A 26,476-nucleotide genomic window follows, 5' to 3' on the forward strand; every position below is an offset into this window, starting at 1 on the left:
TAACTGCTTAAATGGCTTGTTTAAAAACTCTCAAAGTATCAGTAAATCATACAATGAGAGTTTCAGATATATAGTGAGTGTTTTGTACGCTCCTGAAAAATTAAATCTTATTTAATCGGTTTTTGATCTACCCCTAAATGTTTTGCCATATCCATCGCTCTGGACAGAAGACCTTTTTCCTGTTGATCTGCAACGCCATTTAGTTTAAAAATAAGACTTGCAATGCTCATGTTTTTAATATCTTCTGAAGAAATATTGTATTTATCAACCATTCCCATCACTTTTCCGATGATATTTTCTCCATCACCCAAAAGATTTTCTTTCACTAAAGTTGCGTTTTCGCTGTGGCTGATAAATTTATCCAAACCTTTACCCGCAGAAACCTGACGAACTACATTATCAAAGAAAGTATTATCACCGCCTACAATATCAATTTTTGCAGATTTGAAGGCTTCCGCCAAAACTCCTGCCTGAGCTTGTGCAATATCTTTCTGAATTGAAATTTGAGCAAGTTCCACTTCTTTTTCTTTTGCTAGAGTCAATCTGAATTCTTCGTGATCTTTTCCTGCATCATTCAGTTTTTTCATCGCTTCAGCTTTTTCGGTTATTCCAGCTGCTTCAGCTAAAGCTTTTTCTTTGATAACCTCCGCCTGAGCAATTCCTTCTTTCTTGATAGCATCTGCTTTTTTCTCAATCACTACTGCTTCTACGATTCCCTGTCTTTCTGCTGCATCTGCTTTTGCATGAAGAACCTGCGCTTCAGATAAACCAACGGTAGCTTCTTCTTTCGCTTTTGCATCGGCAATAATTTTACGTGCTTCAGCCTCTTTTTCAGCAGCATCACGTTTAGCCTGTGCTTCAATTACATATTTCTGAGCATCTTTTTCAGCAGCTAATTTTCTTGCTTCTGCAGCTCTTGTTTCCTGAATAAGTTTCTTCTCAGCTTCCTGAGTTGCCAAAGTAATTTCTACCTGTTTCGTTCTGTCAGCTGTTTTGAAAGCTTCCAAATCTTTAATGGTTTGCTGCTCTTCTACAACGGTTTTTTCCATCGTTAAACGCTCACGAATCGCATCCTGAATATTTTTCTTTTCGAGTTCAATCGCTTTTTCTTTTTCAATCTGAGCTAATGAAACAATTCTTTCTCTTTCTGTTGCTTCAAGCATTTTATCTTTCTGCACTCTTTCAGTTTCTACCAAATCGGCACGCTCTTTATTCTTAGCGGCTATAACAACCTGTCTCAGCTTATTTTCTTCAGCAATCTGAAGCTTTTCTTCTGTTGCAATGCGAACCGTTTCGTATTTCAGTCTTTCTTCTTCATTAACCTTTAATATTTCAGCATTTTCACGGGCTTTAATATTGGCAACTTCTCTTTTTTGAGATTCTTCTTTTTCCGCTAATTGTTTTTCAAGCTCCAGAATCGCTTCACGAGCTTCAACATTCTGCTTTGTGATCGTTTTTTCTTCGTCTCGGCGAACCTGATTGGCTTTAATATTTTGATTAGCTGTTAATTCGGTAATTTTTTTAATCCCTTCAGAATCAAGAATATTGTCTTTATCTAAATTTTCGATTTTAGTCTGCTCTAAGAAATCAATCGCACAGTCATCCAGAACATAACCGTTTAAATCTGTTCCGATGATATCTAAAATTTCCTGACGAAACTCGCTTCTTGCTTCGTAAAGCTCGATAAATTCAAACTTTTTACCAACGGTTTTTAAGGCTTCAGAAAATTTAGCTTCAAATAATTCTCTCAACGTATTGATATCAGAAGCTCTTTGACATCCGATGGTCTGACCAACATTTACAATATCATCAACCGATTTATTAACTCTGATAAAGAAAGCCACCTGAATATCGGCTCTCATATTGTCTTTACAGATTAATCCCGCTCTTCCTTCTCTGGCAATTTCAAGTTTTTTTACTGAAATATCCATAGACTCCATTCGGTGAATGACCGGAATTACGATTCCCGCATTGAAGAACACTTTTGTACCTCCGTAACCTGTTCTTAAAATAACGATTCCCTGAACGGTTTTTTTGTACATGGATAAAATCCAGAAAATTAGTCCAATGGAAGCTATCGCAATGATAACAATTCCTGCAATTAAAGTTGTGTTCATATTTTTTTAGTTTATTATTTTTATTGTGTTTTTGTTAATTTATTAAATGCAAATGCGCAATATTTAATATTATTTAGTCTATTTTCGTTCAAAAAGATTTACCTACACTGGATTTCCGGCAAATATATTTCAAACATTTGTGATTCCAAATCAATTAAAGAATCATTTCCAGGATATAGCTGAAAATCATTATAAAAAAAGTAAGCATGACTTGTTGTTTTTAAAAGCGGATTTCTGTAGCTACGTAATAAAATTTCTTTTGAGGATCTTCATCCACTATAATAACGGTGGTTCCGTGTTCTATTCTTTCACCGTCTTTACTTTTTACCATCAGTGTCATAGGATCACTCCCGATAAAAACTTCCAGTATTCCTATTTTTTGGTCTTGAATGGTTGATTTCATCCTACCTTCTCTTCCCAGAAAATCGTGCGCTTTTTCACCTTTATGGTTAATTTCCCTGAAAAAGGGATTTAATGGTTTCAGAATAATTTTTGTTGCCAAAATACTGATCAAGAAAGCAGGAATTACCATCAAAACAGCCATCCAAAAACCAGGTGAAATAAAAACCTCAACATAAAAAGAAGCCAGCCATGTAAAAAACAGCGAAATCGTTAAAAAATAGGTCACCGGAACAATATCAAGATTCAGAAATTTTAAAAATTGAATCCTAGCAGAAGGATCTTCAGGAACATATACATCTCCATCCGGAGTTTCTACATCAAAATCAGCATCTATACCGACATCAATATCCAAACCTGTAATGATGGTAAAAAGCCAGTAGATAACCGCCAAAATAAGCAGCACACTCAAAACAGTATTTACCGGAGTAAAAGCAATATGTAAAAATTCCTGAAAGGTCATATTTTAGCCTTTTTTAAGTGTATTTTTTAATTTCTGCAGAGCGCTCTCTGCTTCTCCGTCTGTATTTTTCAACAAATCATCAATCTCCTCATCTACCGTCTTCCCGGTTTTCGCCAATTCAGAATACGCTTCTGCCACCGCTTCCTGCTGAACCACTCGGTCTTTTAGTTTTTCCAGCATTGAAACTGCACTGCTGCTGTCAATCTGAGTCATTTTTCGGTTGATATCTCTTGTAGCCTCACTTACCTGCACTCTCGCCTCCAAGGTACGCAGTTCGTTTTCCCATTTGGAAATATTAGATTTCAGCTGATTAATGTTGGTCTGCATTTTTTCACATTCTTGCTGCAGCTTTTCGGTTTCAGTTTTTAAAACTTCAGCCCTTTTCTGTGATTCATTTTGCTTCTTCAAAGCTTCTTTTGCAAGACGGTCGCCTTCCGAAACTTCAATTTCCCCTTTTTCAGATTTCTGGACCAGCAAGACTGCTTTTGCGTAATAATCTCCCGCAGAATGATCTTTTGCTTCCGCTTCGTTTTTTTTACGGATTGAAAGCGCTTTCAGCTGAGCCAAAGCTTCAAGACTTTCCGCAAGCTGATCTTTCATATCAGCAATTCCGGCTTCTGTAAGCTTTATAGGATCTTCAAAATTTTCTAATGCCGAACTGACTTCAGCTTTTCCTATTGCATATAATCTTTTAAAAATATTCATATTTTGATTTTTATTATTTACTCATTTTTATCATTTCGCTATTGAACTCCCCGACCAAAATCCCTAAAGAATTAATTGAAGCCATTACTTCATTTTGCGCCATATTATCCGTAGGCAACGTATCACGGAAAATCACTTTTTTCCCGGAATGATCCAGAACAAATGCCCCATGTACAATATCCCTGTTTTTTTGAAGCAAGGTGCGGTACATTGTTTCTGTGGGATTTTTAATTTCAAAAAGAAACTGTTCCATAATTAATATTGAATCTGAAACAATCAGAATCATGTTCTTGATTCCGTTAGATTCTTTCTCAATAATCAGTACTTTTTGATTTTCATCCTCAAAACTTATGTTAAATTCATAATCTAACAACCATTCTTTAACCTTATTAAATATTTTATTCTTTTCGCTCATATTCCATGCGTTTTAGCTTTTAGATAAGCAAAAGTAATAAATTTTTTACAATTTGCAAATATTTTTAGCAAAATTTTCCATTAATAAACTTATATTTGCAAAAAAGATTAGACTTATGAGTTTTTTTGGAACAAATATTAAGAAGATCAGACAAGTTAAAGGGTTAAGCCAAAAGGCCTTCGCAGATTTATTCGAGTTAAATCGCGGTGTAATAAGTGCTTACGAAGAAGGAAGAGCAGAACCAAAAATTGATACACTTCTAAAAGTTGCCCATTATTTTAATCTGGACATCAACGATTTCCTGACAAAACCACTACAGGTAAACAATCTTGTAAGCGGATCAGTCATTGACACGCTCATGTTTTCGCCAATTGAAGAATTTAGTAAGCTAAACAATACTGTTAAAAATTTAGCAGAAAATACCGATCAAGTCCATATTTTGCAAAAAATATTAGCAAAAATTGATTTAATATTTGAGTTCAAAGAAAAGAAACAGCTTATTTCTAATTACAATATCGGAGATTTTCTATTTCTCATTAAAACAGATCTCCAGTCTGAAAAACCCGAAACACTCGTTACATTACAAGGAGAAAACCTTCAGTACCTTTCTGAAATTCCTGAAGAAAAATGGCAGAAAACCGAAGTCTATAAAGTCGCAGGTTATATTTCTTTTGAACAAAAAAATATACTTGCTGACATTCTGAGCAGGATTGAGGTTTTAGAAAAGAGTCTGAAAAATTAATCTGGAAAATAATTCATTTTAAACCTGAATTAAATTATTTGTTTAAAACGAATATTCGGCAAATAATTATCAGGCTTCGTGTTTAGTCTTCTGATAAGTAAAATGGTTGATCAGTATTCTGATTTCATTAAATTCAAAATCTTTCGGTAAAGCATTTTTCCATTCATTGAGACTTTCATAGGAATTTTGAGAAAATTCTTTTTCGAAAGCTTTAATTTTATCTGAAGTGATGATTCTGGAAATATCCAGCAAACCCTGTTCAGCAAATTTAGCCAAATGACCCAGAACTGTTTCTTTTACTAAACCTCTTTCTAAGGCAATTTCAGAAACTGTTTTTCCTTCTTCAAATAATTGAAAAGTAAGAACCTGAGAAGGAACTTTAGCTATTTTCATGCTTACTTCTTTATTGTTTTTCTCATCAAGAAGTTTTACATCCAAAAGATGGCTCTCTTTTAATCCATTCAGATAATCTTCAATATCTTCAAGCCAGCTTCTGATTTCCTCGTTGTATTGTTTAAGTCCTTTTACACCCTTAATTTCAGCATAAAAATCCTTTAACGGACTGAAAATTTTATTATTGATTTCACTGAAAAAGAAATTAACCGCACCTTTGGATTTATTCTCAATTTCGATCCATTCTTCTTTTTCCTGAATAAACAGGCTGACTTTCTGAAAAATAATCCGCTCCAGTTTTTCAAAAATTTTGCTGAGGTTCTGAGTTTCATGCTTAAGCTGCAGGTAGAGCTGATTCGCTTTTACCCGATCAATACTTTTGTTGACCAAAGACAAATTATTCCACTGCTCCACTTCTTTCATCAACCACTGACAATCTAATGTCCGAAGAAGTTTTCTGATGGCATAATCGTATTTTTCCTGATTCAGTATTGTTTCCACATGATCATTGGCATGGGTATCACCTTGAAATTTTAAAATTCTGTTATCTTTAAAAATAACTTCAGGAGTAATTTTTGATTTTAAAACAATTCCCTCCAAAGTTCGGCAGCGAGACAAAGCAACATACACCTGCCCTGCAGTAAAACTTTTACCAGCATCTATAATAACTTTATCGAAGGTAAGTCCCTGACTTTTATGAATCGTAACTGCCCAAGCCAATTTTATCGGAAACTGCTCAAAACTTCCCAAAACTTCCTCTCTGATCATTTTATCAGAATCAAGAGAGTATTTTTTTTGTTCCCAGACTTCACGCTTTACCGTAATTTCTCTTTCGCTGCCTTCCAGAATAACTTTTATCTCGTTTTCTTCCAAAGCCGAAATTTCACCAAGCTTACCGTTGTAATATTTTTTATCGCCTGAAATATCATTTCGGATAAACATAATCTGAGCTCCGACTTTCAGCTCAAGAAACTGATCATTGGGAAACTGATTTTCTTTAAACTCACCAAAAAGCTTAGCTTCGTAAATTCCCGGTGTGAGATTGATCTCTTTCAGTTTTTCCTGATTGATATCGTCTGCCATTTTGTTGTGAGAACAAAGGTAAACGTAAGGTTCTTCACCTGATTCAAAATCAGGAGTGTATCTTTTGTTTAATTCTTCAAAATCAATATTAGCAACATCACCATCTCTAATTGCATTTAAAATTTCAAGGAAATGCTCGTCAGTCTGCCGATATACCTTCGTGAGCTCAATTGTAAGCAAAGGAATTTCTTTAATGGCGATACTATCGAAGAAAAAGGGAGAATTGTAAAACATTTTAAGCACATGCTCGTCTCTCACAACAGGTGGAAGCTGGTACAAATCTCCGATGAACAACATCTGAACCCCGCCAAATTGCTGATTATTTCTGCGGATAAACCTGAGAGAAAAGTCCATCATATCCAAAACATCTGCCCGAAGCATAGAAACCTCATCAATAATGATCACTTCAACTTCTCTCAAAAGTTTAAGTTTATCTTTACGATATTTAAAATGCTGCTGAAGATCAACAATATTATTGGCTATATTACTGTCTATGCGATCTGTAGTCGGTAAAAAAGTACGCAACGGAAGACCAAACATAGAATGAATGGTTACTCCGCCTGCATTGATGGCAGCAATTCCGGTAGGAGCTACTACGATATGCTTTTTTTTCGTTTTTTTTACAAATTCGTTAAGAAATGTGGTCTTACCAGTTCCAGCTTTTCCAGTAAGAAAAACGCTTCTGCTGGTAAATTCTATTAATTCAAAAAAATGATTGTTCATCATCAGCAAAATTACGAAAAAGAGTTTAGGGAATAAATTTTGATTAAATTAAAAAATAATAATGAAATTTGCATGGTACTAAATCAGCATCAACAATGACATTATTAATAAACCGATAAACAACTGCATTATGAGAAATTTCTTCAGCATTTTTTTAATCATTTTAGCCTTCGTAACAATGGCAAACTCCTGTAAATCGGCAAATTCACAGGACGACTCCACACTTCCTAAAGACATCTCCGAAAGACCAGCTGATGAAAACAGTGAAAAGTACGATCAAGCCTTATTGGACGAAATGCGGACAGAAATAGAATCAGCAATCGCTAAAGAAAAATGCAGCAAATCTTCAGAATGGACTTTTGCCCCAATGGGATCAAAAGCTTGCGGAGGTCCTGTACGCTATATTGCTTATCCTAAAAAAATTCAAGATGTAATAGCCCCAAAAATCAGCGATTACACGCAAAAAATGTCTGACTTTAACAATAAATATAATATCGTTTCCGATTGTATGTTGGCAGCAGAGCCAACGGGAGTACGATGTGAAAACGGTAACGCAGTATTTATTTATTAAACTTAAAAAAGCTCTGACAAATCAGAGCTTTAAGTTATTCTAAATAGATTTTTATCCTTCGTACCATGAAGAATATTTCACATAATTATCTGCAATTCTGTTAACTTCACCTTCCAGTAAAGCGGCAGAAATATCTTTAATTTTTTTCGCCGGAACTCCGCCCCAGACTTCACCTGATTTGATGTGTGTTCCCTGAGTTACCACAGAACCGGCTCCAACAATAGAATTTTCTTCTACCAGACAATTATCCATCACAATAGAACCCATCCCAATCAGCACGTTATCTTTGATGGTACAGCCATGAACAATAGCATTATGACCAATAGAAACGTTGTTTCCGATTTCCAAAGGATATTTTTCGTACGTGCAATGAAGCATTGCATTATCCTGCACATTCACTTTACTTCCCATTTTTATATAATGCACATCACCTCTTATTACCGCATTATACCAAATACTGCAGTTCTCTCCCATTGTGACATCACCTATTACAGTTGCTGTTTCTGCTAAAAAAGTATTGTCACCAATTTGTGGTGTTTTTCCTAAAAGTTCTTTTATTAAAGCCATATTTCAATTTAACATTAGAAAAATTAAGTTATTCCGAAAACATAAATTATTGAATTTTACAAGCTCTGCCACTCAAATTACACCGATAGCAAAAATCTAAATTCAATCCTCCCCGTTCTAACTTCTAATCCGTATTTTTGTATTCTCAAATTTAACGAAAAAATGCGTACAATCCTTATAGAACCAACAGAAAACCCAAAAGTGATGAAATTTGTAGCCGACTACAACTTGATTCCCGGATCATTGGAGTTGGACAGAGATTCAGATATATCCGAAATTCCTATTGCACAGGAACTTTTTAATTATCCTTTTGTAGAAAGAATCTTCATTACTGCTAATTTCGTAGCCGTTGCAAAACAGGATACCGTAGAATGGGAACATGTAGTAGAAAGTCTGAAAAACGTCATTGAAGATGAACTATTGGCAAACCCAAGAATCTACCTGCAGAAGAAAAAAGAAATGTATCAGATTTATGCTGAAATGACACCGAATCCTAATGTAATGAAGTTCGTATCAAACAAACTTCTTCTGGACGGATTTGTTGAGATAAAATCCCGAGATGAAGCCAATGGAGTTCCTCTGGCTCAGGCTATTTTTAAGGAATTTGATTTTGCGAATGAAGTTTTCATTTCAGATAATTTTGTTGCAGTTACCAAAGATAACAGTGTAGAATGGCATCAGGTAATGGTTACCGTTCGTGCACTTATCGCAGATTATCTACAGAATGGAGGAGAAATTTCAAATATTGAAGCTCAAAAACATGAAAATCCTGTTGAAAAGATCATCAACAGAGATTATACGGATGACGAGCAAAAAATTTCAGATATTCTAAATGAATATGTAGCTCCGGCGGTAGAGAATGATGGCGGTAAAATTTCTTTAATGGAATACGATGAAAGTACCAAAACCGCTAAAATGCTTTTACAGGGTGCATGCTCCGGCTGTCCGAGCTCAACGGCAACTTTAAAAGGCGGAATTGAAAACATTTTAAAGCAATTCGTTCCGGATCTTGTTGAAAAAGTAGAAGCTGTAAACGGATAAAATGAAGTTAGAAGTTAGAAGTTAGAAGTTAGAAGTTAGAAGTTAGAAGCAAAATTACTTATTACTTATTACTTATTACTTATTACTTATTACTTATTACTTATTACTTATTACTTATTACTTATTACTTATTACTTATTACTTATTAAATACCACTCATTACTTATACATTATATGAAAGGAATATTATTAGTCAATCTCGGCTCACCAAGATCTACCGCTGTCCCAGATGTTAAAGAATATCTGGATGAGTTTTTAATGGATGAAAAAGTGATTGATTACCGCTGGTTTTTCCGTGCTTTACTCGTTCGCGGAATTATTCTCAATACAAGACCTGCAAAATCTGCCGAAGCTTATAAAACAGTCTGGACAGAGCAGGGCTCTCCTCTCATTGTAATTACAGAGAAAATCCAGAAAAAACTACAGAAACTGGTTGATATTCCTGTAGAGATCGGGATGCGCTATGCACAACCCAGCATTGAAACAGGAATTCAAAAACTCATAGATCGCGGCGTCTCGGAAATTATTCTTTTTCCGCTGTATCCTCAATATGCAATGAGTACCACGGAAACAGTAATTGAAAAAGCTGAGGAAGTGAGAAAAGCAAAATTCCCGAATATAAAAATCAATTACATTCAGCCGTTTTACAACAGAGAAATTTACATCAATTGTTTGGCTGAAAGTATTAAGGAAAAACTGCCGGAGAACTTTGATGCGTTGCAATTTTCTTATCACGGAGTTCCTGAAAGACATATCTATAAAACAGATCCTACCAAAACATGTAATCTTAACGACTGCTGTTCAAGAGAAAGCAATCCGAGTCATCAGTTTTGCTACAGACATCAATGCTTTAAAACAACCAACCTGGTAATAGAAAAACTGAATCTTCCAAAAGAAAAAACTATTGTTTCTTTTCAGTCGAGGTTAGGTAAAGATAAATGGATTGAGCCTTACACCGATGAAACATTTGAGACGATTCCTAAAAAAGGAATAAAAAATCTGGCAGTAGTTTGTCCTGCTTTTGTATCTGATTGCCTGGAAACTCTTGAAGAAATCTCTGTAGAAGGAAAAGAACAGTTCACCCATGCAGGAGGAGAAAACTTCCATTATATTCCCTGCCTGAATGATGAAGACCGGTGGATTGAAGTGATTAAAACTTTGTGTGAAGAAAAACTCAACGAGTTTTATTTCGTTTAAACAAAATTTACATCAAACTAAAAGACACTTAGGTTTCTAAGTGTCTTTTTAATTATTTTATGAAGGACTTTACCTTACCGGCGTCCTGAATTCTCCGTAGCCAATTAAGCCATCATAATTCCTTCCGAAAGGTCTGTAATACAAAAATGCCTGATAAAGATTTTCGGTCTGCCAGAAATTACCGTTGATTTCGCCAAAATTCAAACTTCCATTTGCTTCTTTTGTTGCCAGAATATAATTATAAAAACCCTGTTTCAGATAAATTTTAGCTATATATTTTTGAGATGCCTCATCATACTGCATCTGAAATTCTTTTCTAGGCTGAAAATCATTGAATCCTCCTAGAATATACAGCTCTTTATTCATCGGTTCGGAATCTAATGAAAAATGCACCCAGGAATAATCTGCTTCACGTTCAGCATTTCTTTCCAATCCAAGATCGTTTCTTCGGTAATACCATGCTCCATTTACATCAGGCTGATACTGATAATTCAGCGGATATGCCCAAACCGGATGTAGATAGGTTTGATTAACACCGTCTAAAACTTCCGTGGCTCTTACCATATCTGCTGCCATTCGCATATTTTTATTATCAAAATAATAAAATTCATTATTTCCAGGAAATATAAGATTAAGCTGCTGAAAAAGAAGTTTATTTCCCATCGTAGCACTCGGCTTCTGACCAGAAATTACCATATGAGGATTATTGTTCTGCATCAAAGTGAGCGTCATTGAATTAACATTAGAAGTGAGATCTCCTGCTTTTGCTACTGCCTGCACTTCTACTCTCTGGTTAAGACCCGGATTTTTTGCATCTGCAAAACGGGAAATATTTAACGCCAGATTTACCTGATCCTCAACTATAGAAAATCTCCTTTTGATGATCGGCTGATCTGCAGATCTTTTATAAACGATCAGTTCAAAGTTTCCTGAAATTTTAGGCTGAATTTTTTCATTGGGAAACCTCAGTACGTAATGCGTGTAAGGCTGTAATGTGTTGAAGGAATACTGAAACTCATCCAGCATTGCATTCATTTGACCATTGGCAATTTCACTGAAAAACAAATTATCATCCTGCCAGTTTCTGTCATAATGTTTTATAGTATAACGGTATACTTCACTGGAATTAGTAAGGTCATCAAATCTCAAAATCAATTGCTGTCCCATTGAAATTACGGGGGTTTCGTCATTTGTCTGAGGATTAAACAGCTGTATACTCTGAATATTCTGCCCGAACAAAAATCCACTTAAAGACAGTAAAAATAATTGTAATGTTTTCATTATGACGAATATAATGATTATTTTGAACTAAAGAAAGATTTCCGTTTTCCATTTTTGAAAAAAACTTTATCTTTTACTTTAAAACAAAACCCGGACTATTGCCGGGCTTGATTTTTTATATCTAGTAATTCAAGGTAATTAATTGACGATAAACTTTCTATCGTTAATTAGCTCCGCAATCGCCAACATATCTTTCCCAATCAATCGGTCATCTTCAAGCTTTGCTACTTGAGAACGAAGAATAGCGTAATTTTCTTCAATAATATCGGAACATTTTGCCGGTCTTCTGAATTCCAGACCCTGCGCTGCAAACATCAATTCAACGGCAAGAATATTGACTAAATTGCCAAGAACCTGATTAAACTTCCTACCCGAAATACTTCCCATTGACACATGATCTTCCTGACCCAAACTCGTCGGAATAGAATCTGCTGAAGCTGGGAAGCAAAGTGTTTTATTTTCTGTGACCAAAGCTGCCGAAGTATATTGAGGAATCATAAATCCTGAATTCAACCCAGAGCTTTCCGTTAATAATCGTGGTAAACCATATTTGCCTTCCAGCAGCAAATAACTTCTGCGGTCTGAAATATTTCCCAGTTCTGCTGCCGCTAAAGTTGCGTAGTCTAAAGGTAAAGCCATTAATTGACCGTGAAAATTTCCGCCCGAAATAGATTCTTCAGCACTTAATATAATCGGATTATCCGTTACGGAATTCAGTTCTGTTTCCGCCATCATTTTTAGATGTTCAAAAGCATTTCTGCTTGCGCCGTGCACTTGCGGAACACATCTCATTGAATAAGGATCCTGAACTCTTTCACATCCTTCATGCGCTTTAAGATTGTCTGAATCTTTTAAGAAATTAAGCATTCTTGCGGCTACTTTTTTACTTCCTTCAAATGGTCTTATTTCGTGAAGCTCTTTTTTAAACGGGCTTGCTGAACCTCTGTAAGCTTCCAGACTCATTGCAGCGGCAAGATCCGCAAGATCCAGAAGATATTCAAACTTTTCTAAACCTTTTATAGCATGAGCCAAAATAAACTGAGTTCCGTTGATGAGTCCCAATCCTTCTTTTGGACCTAAAACTAAAGGCTTCAGATTATTTTTTTCAAGAATTTCTGCTGTTTCAAATATTTCGTTATCTACCCATACTTGTCCAAGTCCTAAAAGCGGCAAAACCAGATGTGAAAGCGGTGCTAAATCTCCTGATGCTCCAACAGAACCCTGCTCTGGAACAACTGGGATAATATCTTTTTCCAGCATCAAAATCATTCTTTCGATAACCTGAAGAGAAACTCCGGAAAATCCTTTAGACAACGCATGAACTTTTGCGATCATCATGATTTTGGAAAGTTCTTTATCAATAGGCTTTCCCACACCAACTGCGTGAGAAATAATCAGATTATATTGCAGCTGTGCAGTTTCATCGGCAGAAATTTTAGTATCGCAAAGCGGTCCGAAACCTGTATTAATACCATAAACACAGCGATCTGAATCTACAATTTTCTGAACATTTTTCTGAGAATTTAAAATCTGCTCTTTTGCAGCTTCATTTAGCTGGGCTTTATTAGGGTCTTTACATATTTCCAAAACATCATGAAAACTGAAAGTATCAATACCGTATGTCATTACTTAAAAAATTTGCCTAAAAATACACATTTTAAAGCATACCGGAAAAGCCATCTGTTGAGGTTGAGATATTAATATCCTTAAATGCGTAACCATAAATTTAAATTTAACACATATTATAAGGCTGAAGGACTTTCTTTCACTTTTTTTCTGCTTCATAATGCTTAAATTTGCTATATGAATCCGTCTTTAGAATTACAGCTTAAAACCTTACCCTCCGAACCCGGTGTTTATCGGTATTATGATAAAAATGACAATCTTCTGTATGTAGGAAAGGCAAAAAATCTAAAGAAAAGAGTACTTTCATACTTCAACAAAACACTTTCAGGCTACCGCACAAGAATTATGGTTGGGAAAATCAACCGTCTGGAAACAACTATTGTCAACAGCGAATACGATGCGCTTTTACTGGAAAACAATCTCATCAAAGAACATCAGCCGTTTTATAATGTAATGCTGAAAGATGACAAAACTTATCCGTGGATCTGCATTAAAAATGAAGAGTTCCCAAGAGTTTTTCTTACCCGAAACAAAATAAAAGACGGATCTGAATATTACGGACCTTACGCAAAAGTACGTCCTGCCAAGATTTTACTGGATACGATCAAGCATATTTATAAACTTCGTACGTGCAATCTGAATTTGGCACCCGCTAAAATTGATGAAGGAAAATATAAAGTTTGTCTGGAATTTCATATCAAAAACTGTGAAGGACCTTGTGAAGAGTTAGAAAGCAAAGAAGATTATGACGAAAAAATAGATGCCATCCGCGGAATCATTAAAGGAGATTTCCGCAGAGCAAAAGAATATCTGATCAATCAAATGACAAAATATGCAGCTAATCTTCAATTTGAAAATGCTCAGATGATTAAAGAAAGACTGAATATTCTGGAAGATTATCAGTCTAAACATACGGTTGTAAATCCCAATATTGATGACGTAGATGTTTTTGGAATGACAAGCGATGAAACAGCTGCGTATGTAAATTATTTTAAAATCAGAAACGGAAATATTATACAGAGCTTTACCACCGAAATTAAAAAAATGCTGGAAGAAACAGATGAGGAAATCATGGAGGAAGCCCTGATTGAAATCCGTCAGAAATTTGATTCAGATTCCAAAGAAGTCCTGCTTCCATTTCACCTGAGTGTCGAGATCCCAAATGTAAAGTTAATTGTACCTAAAGTTGGTGATAAAAAAAGAATTGTAGAGCTTTCTGAAAAAAATGCAAAAGAATACCGCATTGAAAAACTGAAACAGGTACAGATTGTAGATCCCGAAAGACATTCAAACAGGATTATGGCAGAAATGCAAAAGCTGTTGAGAATGCCTGTAGAACCAAGACATATTGAAGGATTTGACAACTCAAATATTCAGGGAACCAATCCGGTTTCGGCTTGTGTGGTTTTTAAAGACGGAAAACCAAGCAAAGCAGATTATAGAATTTTTCATCCGAAAACGGTAGAAGGTCCGAACGATTTTGCCACCATGGAAGAAGTTATATACCGAAGATATAAAAGAATGCTTGATGAAGGGGAAAGCTTGCCACAATTAATCTTGATTGACGGTGGGAAAGGTCAGCTTTCTTCCGCAGTAAAGAGCTTAAAAATACTTGGTTTATATGGGAAAATTACGATTGTAGGAATTGCTAAAAGACTGGAAGAAATTTTTTTCCCGGAAGATTCCATCCCTTTATACTTAGATAAAAAATCTGAAACTCTGAAAATTTTACAGCGTGTGAGAGACGAAGCGCACCGCTTCGGGGTAAAACATCACCGTACCAGAAGAAAAAACTCTACCATAAAATCTGAATTGGAAGAAATCCCGGGCGTAGGAAGCAAAACCATCGAACTGCTTTTATCAAAACTGAAATCAGTAAAAAGAATAAAAGAAGCCAATCTTGAAACTCTGGAAGAAATCTTAGGAAAATACAAAGCTAAAATTGTCTGGGACTTTTTTAATGCAGAATAAAAAAATCTTTCATCGTAATGGTGAAAGATTCTTTTATTCTATAAAATTGCTGATGACCTAAACTCCGCCCATTACAAACATATTTTCCATTGTGGGCACATCACTTCCTCCTTCTTTTTCTAACGTAATTGCAAAGGCTTGTGCATTCGGAATATTTGAAAGAGAGATTTTTGAATCTTTATCCTCGCTGTACATCCCTGCACTTACAGGTTTACCGTCAGAAATTGCCCACAACTGGTATTGCATTCCCTGTGGTACTTTTGGCAAAGTATTTGCTGACAAATAAACATCTTTGGTATTTTTATCCCAAAAAACTACAGCTTTAGAATCGGGGTGTTTATCAACACCTGCTAAAGCAATTTTAAGCATATCAGGATTGGAAGTTATTTTAAGTTTCTGTTCCATATCCTGCATCGCCAGCTTTTGAGATTGACCTGCAGATTTCAGATCCGCCAACTCTTTTTTGGTTTCAGCCTGACTATTTAACCAGTAAAGATTGATTCCTACACTGATTAAAAATAAAACCGAAGCTGCAATAGCAAAGTTTTTAAAATTACTTCTTGGCTGATCAAAACGTTCCATCTGCAAAGAATGATTCATCCTTTTAGATTGATCTTGATCTTTCTGTTCAGATAGTTCAGAAATATTAATTTCTTCTTTTACAACAATATTTTCGTTATTTACAACAACGCTTTCCTGTTGAATTTTATCCCATATTTTTGCTTTCAAATCATGGGGTGGTGCAACTGCCTGCGAAGTTGCAAGCATCTCAAAAGTTATCTGCGCCTCTTCAAAGGCGGCTTTCACTTCAGCATTATTCTTCATCACACACTCCAGAATGCTCGCTTCCTCCTGAGAAGCAAGACCTAGAATATAAGATTCTAGAATTCCGGATGATATGTATTCCTTGATATCCAATTTATTTATTGATAATCTTTTAACAAATCTCTTAATTTCACCAATGCATTTCGCATTTTAGTCTTTACAGTACCTAAAGGCATATTCAGTTTTTCTGATATTTCACTCTGCGTGTATCCTTGGTAATAAGCAAGGTTTATCAATTCCTGCTTATCAGATTCCAAACTTTCGAGCACTTTATTAAACCCAATAAAATCTGAGTTATTAGATGTTGAAAGCTCCGCATTTTCATATACGAAATCTGGTAAAGGTTGGTTTTTTAGCTGATTTTGGAAACTTTTTGATTTAAGATAATCTATCGCCGTATTTCTGGCAATGTTGATCATCCATGTATAAAATCTTCCTTTTGAGGAGTCATACTGCTGAATTGAATTCCATATCTTAACAAAAACATCCTGAATAATCTCCTCGGTATATTCTTTAGACTGAACAATTCGCAGAATAACACCGTATAAAGCACCAGAATAGTTATCATACAAATGATGAAAACCAGTCTCGTTTCGCTCTCTCAGTAAAACTACAAGCTCTTCTTCTGAATATTTTGTTTTGATTGTAAATAATTTTCATCCCAAATTTAGTAAAATAAAACATACAATTTCAAAAAAATTAAAAAAATATAATATTAATGTGTTTGTTCTATAAAGCTGTAGAAAGTAATTACACAATAACTTTAATTTTTATACAAACATCATAAGGTATTTAATTAAAACTAATTATTCCTTATTAATTTAATTGCCCAGCCAGATTAAGCATATCATATTTGATTCGGTTGGCATTTGACTACATTTCTTTCTTGAAAAGTTAATAACTGTTAAAATATTTTTTTTTAAATCTAAAAAAAAATACTCCTCGTAAATGAGTTTAGAAACAAACAATACTCAAATAATAATTTTAAAAAATCAAGAAATGAACACAAGATCAAAAATCGCAGTATTCGGAATGGTAGCGTTATCATTTGCATTCAGCGGAAATGCAGCTGCACAGAAAATGAAAGAAAAAACAGTAATGGTAGGCGGAGCAGCGATGTATCCTTCTAAAAACATTGTAGAAAATGCAGTGAATTCTAAAGACCACAAAACATTGGTAGCAGCAGTAAAAGCAGCAGGTCTTGTAGAAACACTTCAGAGCGACGGACCTTTTACAGTGTTTGCACCTACCGATGCAGCATTCGCTAAATTACCTGCAGGAACTGTTGAAAATCTTGTAAAACCTGAAAACAAGGAAATGCTTACAAAAATTCTCACCTATCACGTTTTACCGGGAAAATACAATTCTAAACAGGTTTGGGATGCTGTGAAAGCCGGTAACGGGAAAGCAATGATGGATACTGTACAAGGTGAACAGCTAACATTCTGGACAAAAGGAAAAGATCTGTATGTAACAGATGCTAAAGGCAACAAAGCCAAAGTTACTATTGCAGATGTAAATCAATCTAATGGCGTTATTCATGTAATAGATACTGTTCTATTACCGTAGTTTTAGTTTTTTATGGTTTATTTTAAGGAAGCCCTGTCTAAATTGATATTTAGGCAGGGTTTTTATTATTTAACCAATGAAAATACTTCTTTAGAATATTCATCATTCCCTTTTGGAATTTCAATGATAACATTTCCATTTTCCAGATAACCGAATGTATTTTCCCCTGACCGTAATTTCGCCTTAAAGCTGTCTTTTTTTGTCGTAGCTTTAAAAGTAGCAAATGGAACACTGCTGTTATTTTCAACCAGAATAAACTGATTATCTTCAAGCTGTATTTTTTGAAGAACTATTTTTCCATTGCTGTACTTAACTGTTTTTTCTGCTGTAGTCACCATTTTTTGAACAGCAGCTTCGTTTACCGATTCTGTCTGTAATTCCTGAGTAAGATTTTCAGTTTTAATTTCTTTAGGATTTGCAGCAGGAACTGACATTAAAGCCTGCTTTAAAGCATCCTGAAAACCTTCTTCAAATTCTTTGATTGAAGAACTTCCCTTCTGTGAAGCAATCACATTATTATTACAATCTTTAAATTCAACCAATATTTTGTTTCTCAAAAAGCTGCTGTCATTTTTAATATCCGCATTGAGAATATGACAGGGATTTGAGTTGGCTTCCGAAGACCATTCTCCTCTGTTGTCAGAAATAACAATATACTGTTTAGCTTTAAGGCTTTTTGCTAACGCATTACTGAGACCGTAATTTTGTTTTTTGAAACTTTCAAATGAATTCGGAACTACAATGTATTTGTAATCTGACACTTTCTGTGCAAATGTCATTGTAAAACCTGCAGTAAGTATTGCCAAAGATAATTTTTTCATGCTGAAATTAAAATAGTTAATCATTTCTAAACTCTCCCATATCAAGTTTTAAAGAGAAGAAATTAGAATAAAAATTAGAACCACCGATTCCTGAATTGCTGATGGCGTAATCCAACGTAAGACCTCTGTATCTTATTCCTATACCTGCGCTCGGCTGAAACGAAACTTTTCTTTTAAGATCCTCAATATCGGTAATGGACTGGAATCTATTGACTCCCAATCGAACAAAAATCATTTTCTGATACCCTAATTCGGCACCGGCATAAGGGGTAATACTTGCAAAATCTGTAGAAAGAAGCGCTGCTGTTTTAGCAAAATCTACGTTAATTCCTGCCTCCGGTAACACATACAAACTGCTGTTGATTTCAAACAATTTGCTTGCTCCTGCATTAAGTTTTGGCATCGTAAGTTCCATTTTATCAGTTGGAGCAGGGTTAAACTCTTCGCCATTGACAACCGTTGATAATTCATTCTGATTGATATTCCAGAAGTTCACTGTCGTAGTTGCATCACGAAGTATCCCTCCGAACTTCCAGCCGTTATCCAATTTATAAATAGCCCCGATATCAAATCCGAATCCATAACCGTTTGCAAATTTACCTACATTTCGGTAAACAATTTTAGCATTGATCCCAACATCCAGATTAGGATTACCGCCCGGATTAAAAGCATAGGAAACAATACCTGCATAATCAGATTGAGAAAATCTTGTAATTTTATCGTAATCTATGTTTCCTTCTGTATCAATCAGCTGTGTTGTATTAAGAATATTATCTACCCCAAGTCTTACAATCGAAACACCGAAAACACCGGTTTCCAGAACTTTGGCGTAGGCAAGGTAATCGTATTTTGCAATAGACTCGAAATATTCTGCGTGCATTGCTGCTCCCTGCCAGTCTTTCTGAATGCCCATTAATCCTGCGGGATTCCACATTGGAGAGTATACATCATCCTGATTGGTGATCACAGCTCCTCCCATACCAATTCCTCTTGCTCCGGCTCCGATATTGAGAAATTCGTTGGAATATTTTCTGATGATCTGCGACTGAAATGTCCCTGCAATCATTAAAGTCAATAATAAAAAATATTTTTTCATCATATAAATTGATGCTTAATTAAGTTTTTTCTGTTTTCTGTTTTTAATTATGGCATTTACTACAATTGCCAGAATCATAACCAATGAGGCGATATAAAATACGGAACTCATGTTTTCTGATTCTCCAAAGATAAAAAAAGCTAATATAATTCCGTAGACTGGTTCCAAATTTACTGTTAAAATTAATGTAAACGGCGAAATATATTTCATCAGTTTTACAGATTCAAACATCGGATAAGCCGTAAACACACTTGCCAATAAGCCTATTAACGCCAAATCTTTATAGTTTATTTCGTTGATATGAACAATTTGTCCGGTGATGAGATAAAAAAGCATTAAAATAAACCATCCGGAGAAAATTTCATAAAAAATAATATTCCCTGAGCTTGTCTTGCCAAAAAGCTTTCCGTTGAAAACAGAAAAAACAGTTCCGAAAACAGCACAGAGAATTCCGAAGAAAATCCCTTCTTTATATTGAAATTCAGTTTTAAAAATAAGCAAAATACAGGTAACAATCACAATCCCCATAATTACTTCAGAAACATCTATTTTTCTTTTATAAACCAAAGGCTCCATAATAGAGGCAAACAGCGTAGAAAGAGAAAGACAGCTTAATGCTATGGAAACATTGGAAACTTTTATTGAATAAAAAAAACAGTACCAGTGAAGCGCCATGAAAAAACCTACGCCAGCCAGCTGAAAAAGGAGTTTCTTTGAGACTTTTATACTTTCTTTTTTATAAATTCTAATGAATATATAGAGAAATACAGAAGCAAAAAGCATCCGGTAAAAAACAAGAATCTGCGCATCAGCGGTAATCATTTTACCCAATATTGCGGTGAATCCCCATAGAAAAACAATAAAATGTAATCTGAAAAGTGCTAATTTCTGCATGAATCATCTTAAAATACCAAACTGCAAATTTACTAATACCTTTTATATTTTTAACAATAATCTAAAGAAGCAATAATATATTTAAACAAAAATCGTCTTCAAAACAAAAACCCTGAAAGTCTATGAAACTTTCAGGGCCTTCAAATAATAAACTATTAAAAAAATAAACTAGGAACTTAGAGTATAACCAAAGTATAACCTTTGTTACTCTGCTGTAAAATTAGAAAATATTATGAACATAACAAAACATAAGTTTGTTAAACTTTTCATAAAATTCTGAAAACCAAAAACTTAAATATGATTACAATCATTTTGCCATATTTTTACCAAAAATAGTATCTTTAGGCAGTTAAAATAAAGATTTCATGGATATTGAATTTAATAAAAGAGAGGATCAGAATAAATTAAAATTGTCAGAAATCAACCGTCTTTTAAATGTAATAAAAAAAGGAGGCGGTGAAAAGAGACTTCAAAAACTTCGTGAAGAAGGGAAAATGACGGCAAGAGAAAGAATTGATTATCTTCTTGATAAAGATTCAGATTCTATTGAGATCGGAGCTTTTGCCGGATACGATATGTATGAAGAACACGGCGGATGTCCAAGCGGAGGGGTTGTTGTTGTAATGGGATATATTTCCGGAAGACAATGTATTGTTGTAGCCAATGATGCATCGGTAAAAGCCGGGGCATGGTTTCCAATTACAGGCAAGAAAAACCTCAGAGCACAGGAAATTGCGATGGAAAATAGGCTTCCAATTATTTACCTTGTAGATTCAGCCGGAGTTTATCTGCCAATGCAGGACGAAATTTTCCCGGATAAAGAAATGTTTGGCAGAATTTTCAGAAATAATGCAAAAATGAGTGCTGCAGGCATTATTCAGATTTCAGCAGTAATGGGAAGCTGTGTTGCAGGAGGTGCTTATCTTCCAATCATGAGTGATGAGGCGATGATTGTAGACAAAACAGGCTCAATCTTTCTTGCCGGAAGTTATCTGGTAAAAGCTGCAATCGGTGAGTCTATTGATAATGAAACTCTAGGCGGAGCCACAACACACTGTGCTATTTCGGGTGTTACAGATTATAAAGCTAAAGATGATAAGGACGCTTTAGATCGTATAAAAAACATCATGAAATCTGTCGGAAGCTATGAAAAAGCAGGATTTGACAGAATTGAAAGTTTCCCGCCAAAAGAGAAATCGGAAAATATATTTGGGATCATGCCGGTTTCCAGAGCAGATCAGTATGATACTTTAGATATTATCAAATGTCTTACAGATAATTCAGAATACGAAGAATACAAGCCTGATTACGGCAAAAGCATCATTTGTGCAACTGCAAGAATTGATGGATGGTCTGTAGGAATTGTTGCCAACCAAAGAAAACTGGTAAAAAGCGGAAAAGGAGAAATGCAGTTTGGAGGAGTGATCTATTCCGACTCCGCAGATAAAGCAACAAGATTTATTGCCAATTGCAATCAGCGAAAAATTCCTTTGGTATTTTTACAGGATGTAACGGGTTTTATGGTAGGTTCAAAATCTGAGCATGGCGGAATTATCAAAGACGGAGCTAAAATGGTGAACGCGGTTTCAAATTCAGTTGTTCCAAAATTCACTATTATTACCGGGAATTCTTATGGAGCAGGAAACTATGCAATGTGCGGAAAAGCGTATGACCCAAGATTGATCGTAGCCTGGCCATGGGCAGATCTTGCTGTAATGGGCGGAGCACAGGCTGCTAAAGTTTTAGCACAAATTCAGGAATCCACTTTAAAAAAGCAAGGAAAAGAAATTACTGAAGAAGAGCATAAAGAAATTTTAAATTCAATCTCAGAAAAATATAAAAAACAGACAGAGGCTACCTATGCTGCGGCAAGGTTGTGGACTGATGCCATCATCAATCCTGTAGATACCAGAAAATGGATCTCAATGGGAATTGAAGCCGCCGACCACTCTCCTATCACAGAAAAATTTAACCTGGGAGTGATTCAGGTTTAAATTTTTAACCAAAATACTTACAAGCCTTACTTTTATGAAGTAAGGTTTTTTATTATGTTAAATACTCGTAAAAAATAATAAACTTTTTTAAAGCATGAAATAAAGGTGAGATAATTGGTGTTAAGAACATCTGAACTAATAACTACAAACTTTTTTTATTACTAATCCTTAAAAGGAAACCTATGAAAAGATACTTTGCAGTTTTTATTACCATTTATACGGCTGTTTTATTGTACATGATGTTTTATGCTTCCGGAAGAGAGCCTTCTGAGATTGCCTACTTTCAGCACAAACCATTTCTCACAATTCAAAATTTCTTCACCAATAACGAAATTAAAAACCCAGATTTTATTGTAAATATTTTTGGAAATATATTTTTATTCAGTCCGTTTGGATGGCTGGGATTATGCATTAAAAAATTCAACCGGTTTCTTCCGATCACTATATTTTTTCTTATTTCAATAAGTTTGATAGAATCTGCCCAGTTTTTGTCAGGAAGAGGGGTGGCAGATGTAGATGATGTTTTTCTCAACACCTTCGGAATGCTGCTTGGTTTTACTCTTTTCAAATATGCAACCTGGAAAAATATTGCCAATATAAAATTTCACTTTGATCTTTTGGAAAAAGGCAAGACTTTATCATCAGTATCATAATGATAAAGTTTGTTGTGCGTGAAGCTGATCTTTGCATAAATATTGCACTTGCATTTCATTTATCATCATTATGAAATTAACCTCTTTACATAAAGCATTTTTACAGAAAATACTTGTATTACAATTTCTGATTTTCTCAGCTTTACTATTTTCTCAACGGCAAAAAACCACCCTTCTGTTTGAAAAGGCAAATGTCCAGGAAAATATAATTTATAAAACCGACGAAAGTGGAAGAGAAATATTACTTGATTTGTATACACCACAAAAAAACGGGATAAAAAAATTTCCTGTCGTAATGTTTGTTCATGGAGGAGCTTGGGTAGAAGGAAGCAAAACAATCTACGCTGATAATTATGTAGAAAATACCATTTCTAAACTTTTAGATAAAAACTTTGCGATAATCAGCATCAATTATCGTTTAGTCAGTGAAAACATTCATTTCCCCGCTCCGATAGAAGACACTAAAGACGCAGTAAGATGGATCAGAAAAAATGCAGACAAGTATCAGTTAGACTCCGACAATATAGGAATGTGGGGTGTTTCTGCAGGAGCTCATCTTTCTTTGCTGAGCGCTTATACCGAAGACACACAATTTCCGGGTGATTCTATTCTTTCTCCCTACTCAGCAAAGGTAAATTATGTTGTTGATAATTTCGGACCTACTGATATGAATAGGCTTCTTCATACCCGTGCTCCACAGCCTCTGCTTTTTGCTGTTGGGTTAATTTCACAAAAAATTATTGATCTCCGTAGTAAACTCATTATGGGAATTACAGGAATGAATGCTAAAGAAAACAGAAAAGAGATTGCAGAATTCTGTGAAAATATTTCTCCCCTTTCCTATAACAAAAATACTGTGCCAACCCTTATTATTCATGGCAATAAAGATAAAATAGCTCCGGCAAGACATTCAAAAAGACTTTATAAAATGCTCAAAAAAGCCGATACTGAAAATAAGCTTATCATTATCAAAAAAGGAAATCACGGTTTCAGTACTACAGACAAAGCAGAACTTGAAGAGATCAGCAATCTCATGGTAAATTTTATCATTGACCAACAAAAAAAATAATATTTAACAGCTTTGCCTTGTGATTGTAGATTTTTATCAGTTAGCGATTTATTGAGATAAATTCTTTTGCAGTTTTCTTTCAAAATGTTTAATATTGTTGTCGGTTGAAAACCAGATTTCTAACGAATCTGCTTTAAGTAAATCCTCCAAAAAGAAACCTGATTTAGAATGACTTATATTTTACTATTATTATGAAAAAAAACCTTATATATTTAGTTCTCATCATTATAATTGCTGCTATAGCCTTCATTCCGGGAGTTAAAAACTTTCTGAAAGATCAGTTTTTCCCGGTTGCTACCATTGAGAGTGCAGTTCACATAAGTGAAGTTGATTACGATATAGATTTACAGGGAATTAATGTTCCAAGTACCAATCTTAAAAATTTCAAAAATAAACCTCTATTCCTGAATTTTTGGGGAACTTGGTGTCCTCCATGCATCAAAGAATGGCCGACTATCCAGAAGCTGTATGATTCAAGAAAAGAAAACATCAATTTTGTATTAATTGCAATGAAAGATGACGAAGCCAAAGTGAGAAAATTTCTTCAGGAAAATAATTATACTGTTCCTGTATATATTGCCCAAAGCCCAATCTCAGAAAAGGTGCTTCCAAAAGCTTTTCCTACTACATTCCTTTTGGATCAGAACGGAAGAATTTTAATAAAAGAAGATGCTTATACCGATTGGAATACAGAGTCTGTACATCAGTTTATAGACAATATTATCAAATAATAACTTTAACGAAATTTTATATTGCATTGGTACGCAATTTGGAAATTATATGATGTTGAAGTTATAAAAAACAAACACAAAAAATGAAGTATTCAAAAATCAGTTTAGCAAAAGAAGCAATCAGCCACAAGGGATTTGTCCGAAAAATACCAGATATTTTCAGAATGGTTAATCTTTGGAGAAAAGGATTGTATCCTGTAAAATCTATCAATATGATTTTGCCGCTAATGGGAATTTTATATGTAATTTCTCCCATAGATCTGGTTCCTGATTTTATCATTCCTGTTGTAGGAGTTTTAGACGATCTCGCAGTTTTATCATTTACCATTCCCAAGCTTATAAAAGAAGTAGACAAATTTCTTCTTTGGGAAACAGAACAGAAATTCAGCAAAACGAGAATCATTGACACAGATATTGTAAAATAATAAAAACCATCGTAAAGATGGTTTTTTACTATTTAAAAGCATAAAATATTAATACTATTGTTTTTATAAAGTTTTAAATTGCTCTAAAGTTCTTATATCATTTTCAAAGAACATTCTGATATCACTCATTTGATACAATAACATCACAATTCTTTCAATTCCCATTCCGAAAGCATAACCAGAGTATTTTTCAGCATCTATATTAACGTTTTTCAGAACAGCAGGATCTACCATTCCGCAGCCCATAATTTCGAGCCATCCCGTTCCTTTTGTAATTCTGTAATCTGTCTCAGAGTTTAAACCCCAATACACATCAATTTCTGCACTTGGTTCTGTGAAAGGAAAATATGATGGTCTCATTCTGATTTTAGACTTTCCAAAAAGTTCTGTCGTAAAAAACTGAATGGTCTGTTTAAGATCTGCAAAACTTACGTTTTCATCAATATACAATCCTTCAATCTGATGAAAGATACAGTGGGAACGAGAAGAAACCGCTTCATTTCTGAAAACTCTACCGGGAGATAAAATTCTGATTGGCGGCTGATTTTCTTCCATATATCTTATCTGAACAGATGAGGTATGCGTTCTGAGTAAAATATCAGGATTCTGTTCGATAAAAAAGGTATCCTGCATATCTCTTGCAGGGTGATACTCAGGAAGATTGAGTGCTGTAAAGTTGTGCCAGTCATCTTCAATTTCAGGACCGTCTGCAACTGCAAAACCTATGGATCTGAAAATTTCTATAATCCTGCTTTTAACAAGATTGATGGGATGACGGGAACCTAAATCCAGAGGAAAAGCAGGTCGTGTAAGATCTTCTTTTTCAACAACAACAGAAGATTCGGAAGCATTCTTTAAGTCTTCCAGCTTAGCATTAACAGCCTGCTTAAGAGTATTGATTTTCTGTCCGAATTCTTTTTTCTGGTCGTTAGGAATTTCTTTCAATGTTTCATAAAAATCATTCAGAATTCCTTTTTTACCGTTAAATCTGATCCGGAAGCTCTCTATTTCGTCTTTACCTGTAGTGCTGAAGTTTTTTACTTCTTCAAGTAAATCTTCTATCTTATCAATCATCGCTTTTACTTTCAAAAAAATGTATTTGCAA

The 26,476-nt window shown here is 34.8% G+C and carries 25 protein-coding genes; 11 read left to right on the forward strand and 14 right to left on the reverse strand.

Annotated elements, in window-relative coordinates; all coding sequences use genetic code 11:
* Positions 1–107: 107 nt before the first annotated feature.
* The 4 genes from FNE73_RS07465 to FNE73_RS07480 form a co-directional block, all read right to left on the reverse strand.
* Positions 108–2,117, reverse strand: a complete 2,010-nt coding sequence (locus tag FNE73_RS07465) for a flotillin family protein (RefSeq protein ID WP_143884111.1) — start codon at positions 2,115–2,117, stop codon at positions 108–110.
* Between the two features lie 220 nt (positions 2,118–2,337).
* Entirely contained in the window at positions 2,338–2,979 is a 642-nt protein-coding gene (locus FNE73_RS07470) for a hypothetical protein (RefSeq protein ID WP_143884112.1), read from the reverse strand.
* 3 nt (positions 2,980–2,982) lie between these two features.
* On the reverse strand, positions 2,983–3,684 hold the full coding sequence (locus tag FNE73_RS07475; protein WP_143884113.1) for a PspA/IM30 family protein: 702 nt from the start codon (positions 3,682–3,684) through the stop codon (positions 2,983–2,985).
* 13 nt (positions 3,685–3,697) lie between these two features.
* A complete protein-coding gene (locus tag FNE73_RS07480; RefSeq protein ID WP_143884114.1) occupies positions 3,698–4,099 on the reverse strand; it encodes a YbjN domain-containing protein in 402 nt (133 codons plus the stop codon).
* A 115-nt stretch (positions 4,100–4,214) separates the two neighbouring features.
* On the opposite strand from FNE73_RS07480, the gene FNE73_RS07485 reads away from it, so the two are divergent.
* Entirely contained in the window at positions 4,215–4,841 is a 627-nt protein-coding gene (locus tag FNE73_RS07485; RefSeq protein ID WP_143884115.1) for a helix-turn-helix domain-containing protein, read from the forward strand.
* A gap of 69 nt (positions 4,842–4,910) precedes the next feature.
* Here the strand turns inward: FNE73_RS07485 and FNE73_RS07490 are convergent, their stop codons facing one another.
* Positions 4,911–7,040, reverse strand: coding sequence for a helix-turn-helix domain-containing protein (locus FNE73_RS07490; protein WP_143884240.1), 2,130 nt, complete (start codon positions 7,038–7,040; stop codon positions 4,911–4,913).
* A 130-nt stretch (positions 7,041–7,170) separates the two neighbouring features.
* Between FNE73_RS07490 and FNE73_RS07495 the strand changes: the two genes are divergently transcribed.
* Positions 7,171–7,611, forward strand: a complete 441-nt coding sequence (locus FNE73_RS07495) for a hypothetical protein (protein ID WP_143884116.1) — start codon at positions 7,171–7,173, stop codon at positions 7,609–7,611.
* Positions 7,612–7,662: 51 nt separating this feature from the next.
* Here the strand turns inward: FNE73_RS07495 and FNE73_RS07500 are convergent, their stop codons facing one another.
* Positions 7,663–8,178, reverse strand: a complete 516-nt coding sequence (locus FNE73_RS07500; protein WP_143884117.1) for a gamma carbonic anhydrase family protein — start codon at positions 8,176–8,178, stop codon at positions 7,663–7,665.
* A 162-nt stretch (positions 8,179–8,340) separates the two neighbouring features.
* Here FNE73_RS07500 and FNE73_RS07505 point away from each other — a divergent pair, with 162 nt between their 5' ends.
* Entirely contained in the window at positions 8,341–9,219 is an 879-nt protein-coding gene (locus FNE73_RS07505; protein WP_143884118.1) for a NifU family protein, read from the forward strand.
* Positions 9,220–9,393: 174 nt separating this feature from the next.
* On the forward strand, positions 9,394–10,416 hold the full coding sequence (gene hemH / locus FNE73_RS07510; RefSeq protein WP_143884119.1) for a ferrochelatase: 1,023 nt from the start codon (positions 9,394–9,396) through the stop codon (positions 10,414–10,416).
* Between the two features lie 69 nt (positions 10,417–10,485).
* Here hemH and FNE73_RS07515 read toward each other — a convergent pair whose 3' ends face one another.
* Together FNE73_RS07515 and hutH are read right to left on the reverse strand one after the other, a co-directional pair.
* Entirely contained in the window at positions 10,486–11,697 is a 1,212-nt protein-coding gene (locus tag FNE73_RS07515) for a type IX secretion system plug protein (RefSeq protein WP_143884120.1), read from the reverse strand.
* Positions 11,698–11,835: 138 nt separating this feature from the next.
* Positions 11,836–13,323: a histidine ammonia-lyase gene (gene hutH, locus FNE73_RS07520; protein WP_143884121.1), complete on the reverse strand. Its 1,488-nt coding sequence runs from the start codon at positions 13,321–13,323 to the stop codon at positions 11,836–11,838.
* Between the two features lie 177 nt (positions 13,324–13,500).
* On the opposite strand from hutH, the gene uvrC reads away from it, so the two are divergent.
* A complete protein-coding gene (gene uvrC, locus FNE73_RS07525) occupies positions 13,501–15,294 on the forward strand; it encodes an excinuclease ABC subunit UvrC (RefSeq protein WP_143884122.1) in 1,794 nt (597 codons plus the stop codon).
* Between the two features lie 57 nt (positions 15,295–15,351).
* Here uvrC and FNE73_RS07530 read toward each other — a convergent pair whose 3' ends face one another.
* Positions 15,352–16,212, reverse strand: coding sequence for an anti-sigma factor (locus tag FNE73_RS07530; RefSeq protein ID WP_143884123.1), 861 nt, complete (start codon positions 16,210–16,212; stop codon positions 15,352–15,354).
* Between the two features lie 5 nt (positions 16,213–16,217).
* Positions 16,218–16,691, reverse strand: coding sequence for an RNA polymerase sigma factor (locus tag FNE73_RS07535; RefSeq protein ID WP_089745199.1), 474 nt, complete (start codon positions 16,689–16,691; stop codon positions 16,218–16,220).
* A 427-nt stretch (positions 16,692–17,118) separates the two neighbouring features.
* Between FNE73_RS07535 and FNE73_RS07540 the strand changes: the two genes are divergently transcribed.
* Entirely contained in the window at positions 17,119–17,688 is a 570-nt protein-coding gene (locus FNE73_RS07540; protein WP_143884124.1) for a fasciclin domain-containing protein, read from the forward strand.
* 65 nt (positions 17,689–17,753) lie between these two features.
* On the opposite strand, the gene FNE73_RS07545 is transcribed toward FNE73_RS07540, so the two are convergent.
* The 3 genes from FNE73_RS07545 to FNE73_RS07555 are packed head-to-tail and all read right to left on the reverse strand — an operon-like array spanning position 17,754 to position 20,499.
* Complete coding sequence (locus FNE73_RS07545) at positions 17,754–18,533, reverse strand: hypothetical protein (protein ID WP_228429948.1); 780 nt, start codon at positions 18,531–18,533, stop codon at positions 17,754–17,756.
* Complete coding sequence (locus tag FNE73_RS07550; RefSeq protein ID WP_143884126.1) at positions 18,526–19,608, reverse strand: putative type IX sorting system protein PorV2; 1,083 nt, start codon at positions 19,606–19,608, stop codon at positions 18,526–18,528. The genes FNE73_RS07545 and FNE73_RS07550 overlap by 8 nt, the downstream gene beginning before the upstream one ends.
* A 12-nt stretch (positions 19,609–19,620) precedes the next feature.
* Positions 19,621–20,499: a DMT family transporter gene (locus FNE73_RS07555; protein ID WP_143884127.1), complete on the reverse strand. Its 879-nt coding sequence runs from the start codon at positions 20,497–20,499 to the stop codon at positions 19,621–19,623.
* A 365-nt stretch (positions 20,500–20,864) separates the two neighbouring features.
* On the opposite strand from FNE73_RS07555, the gene FNE73_RS07560 reads away from it, so the two are divergent.
* The 5 genes from FNE73_RS07560 (at position 20,865) to FNE73_RS07580 (ending at position 25,371) form a co-directional block, all read left to right on the forward strand.
* Positions 20,865–22,493 carry an acyl-CoA carboxylase subunit beta gene (locus FNE73_RS07560; protein ID WP_143884128.1) on the forward strand — a complete coding sequence of 543 codons (1,629 nt, stop codon included), beginning with the start codon at positions 20,865–20,867 and terminating at the stop codon, positions 22,491–22,493.
* A gap of 182 nt (positions 22,494–22,675) precedes the next feature.
* On the forward strand, positions 22,676–23,146 hold the full coding sequence (locus tag FNE73_RS07565; RefSeq protein ID WP_143884129.1) for a VanZ family protein: 471 nt from the start codon (positions 22,676–22,678) through the stop codon (positions 23,144–23,146).
* Between the two features lie 70 nt (positions 23,147–23,216).
* Positions 23,217–24,215, forward strand: coding sequence for an alpha/beta hydrolase (locus tag FNE73_RS07570; protein ID WP_143884130.1), 999 nt, complete (start codon positions 23,217–23,219; stop codon positions 24,213–24,215).
* 191 nt (positions 24,216–24,406) lie between these two features.
* A complete protein-coding gene (locus tag FNE73_RS07575; RefSeq protein ID WP_143884131.1) occupies positions 24,407–24,946 on the forward strand; it encodes a TlpA family protein disulfide reductase in 540 nt (179 codons plus the stop codon).
* A gap of 83 nt (positions 24,947–25,029) precedes the next feature.
* On the forward strand, positions 25,030–25,371 hold the full coding sequence (locus FNE73_RS07580) for a YkvA family protein (protein WP_143884132.1): 342 nt from the start codon (positions 25,030–25,032) through the stop codon (positions 25,369–25,371).
* Positions 25,372–25,434: 63 nt separating this feature from the next.
* On the opposite strand, the gene pheS is transcribed toward FNE73_RS07580, so the two are convergent.
* A complete protein-coding gene (pheS, locus tag FNE73_RS07585) occupies positions 25,435–26,445 on the reverse strand; it encodes a phenylalanine--tRNA ligase subunit alpha (RefSeq protein WP_143884241.1) in 1,011 nt (336 codons plus the stop codon).
* Between the last annotated feature and the right edge of the window lie 31 nt (positions 26,446–26,476).

The organism is Chryseobacterium binzhouense, assembly GCF_007474545.1.
GTDB classification, from domain to species: Bacteria; Bacteroidota; Bacteroidia; order Flavobacteriales; family Weeksellaceae; genus Chryseobacterium; species Chryseobacterium binzhouense.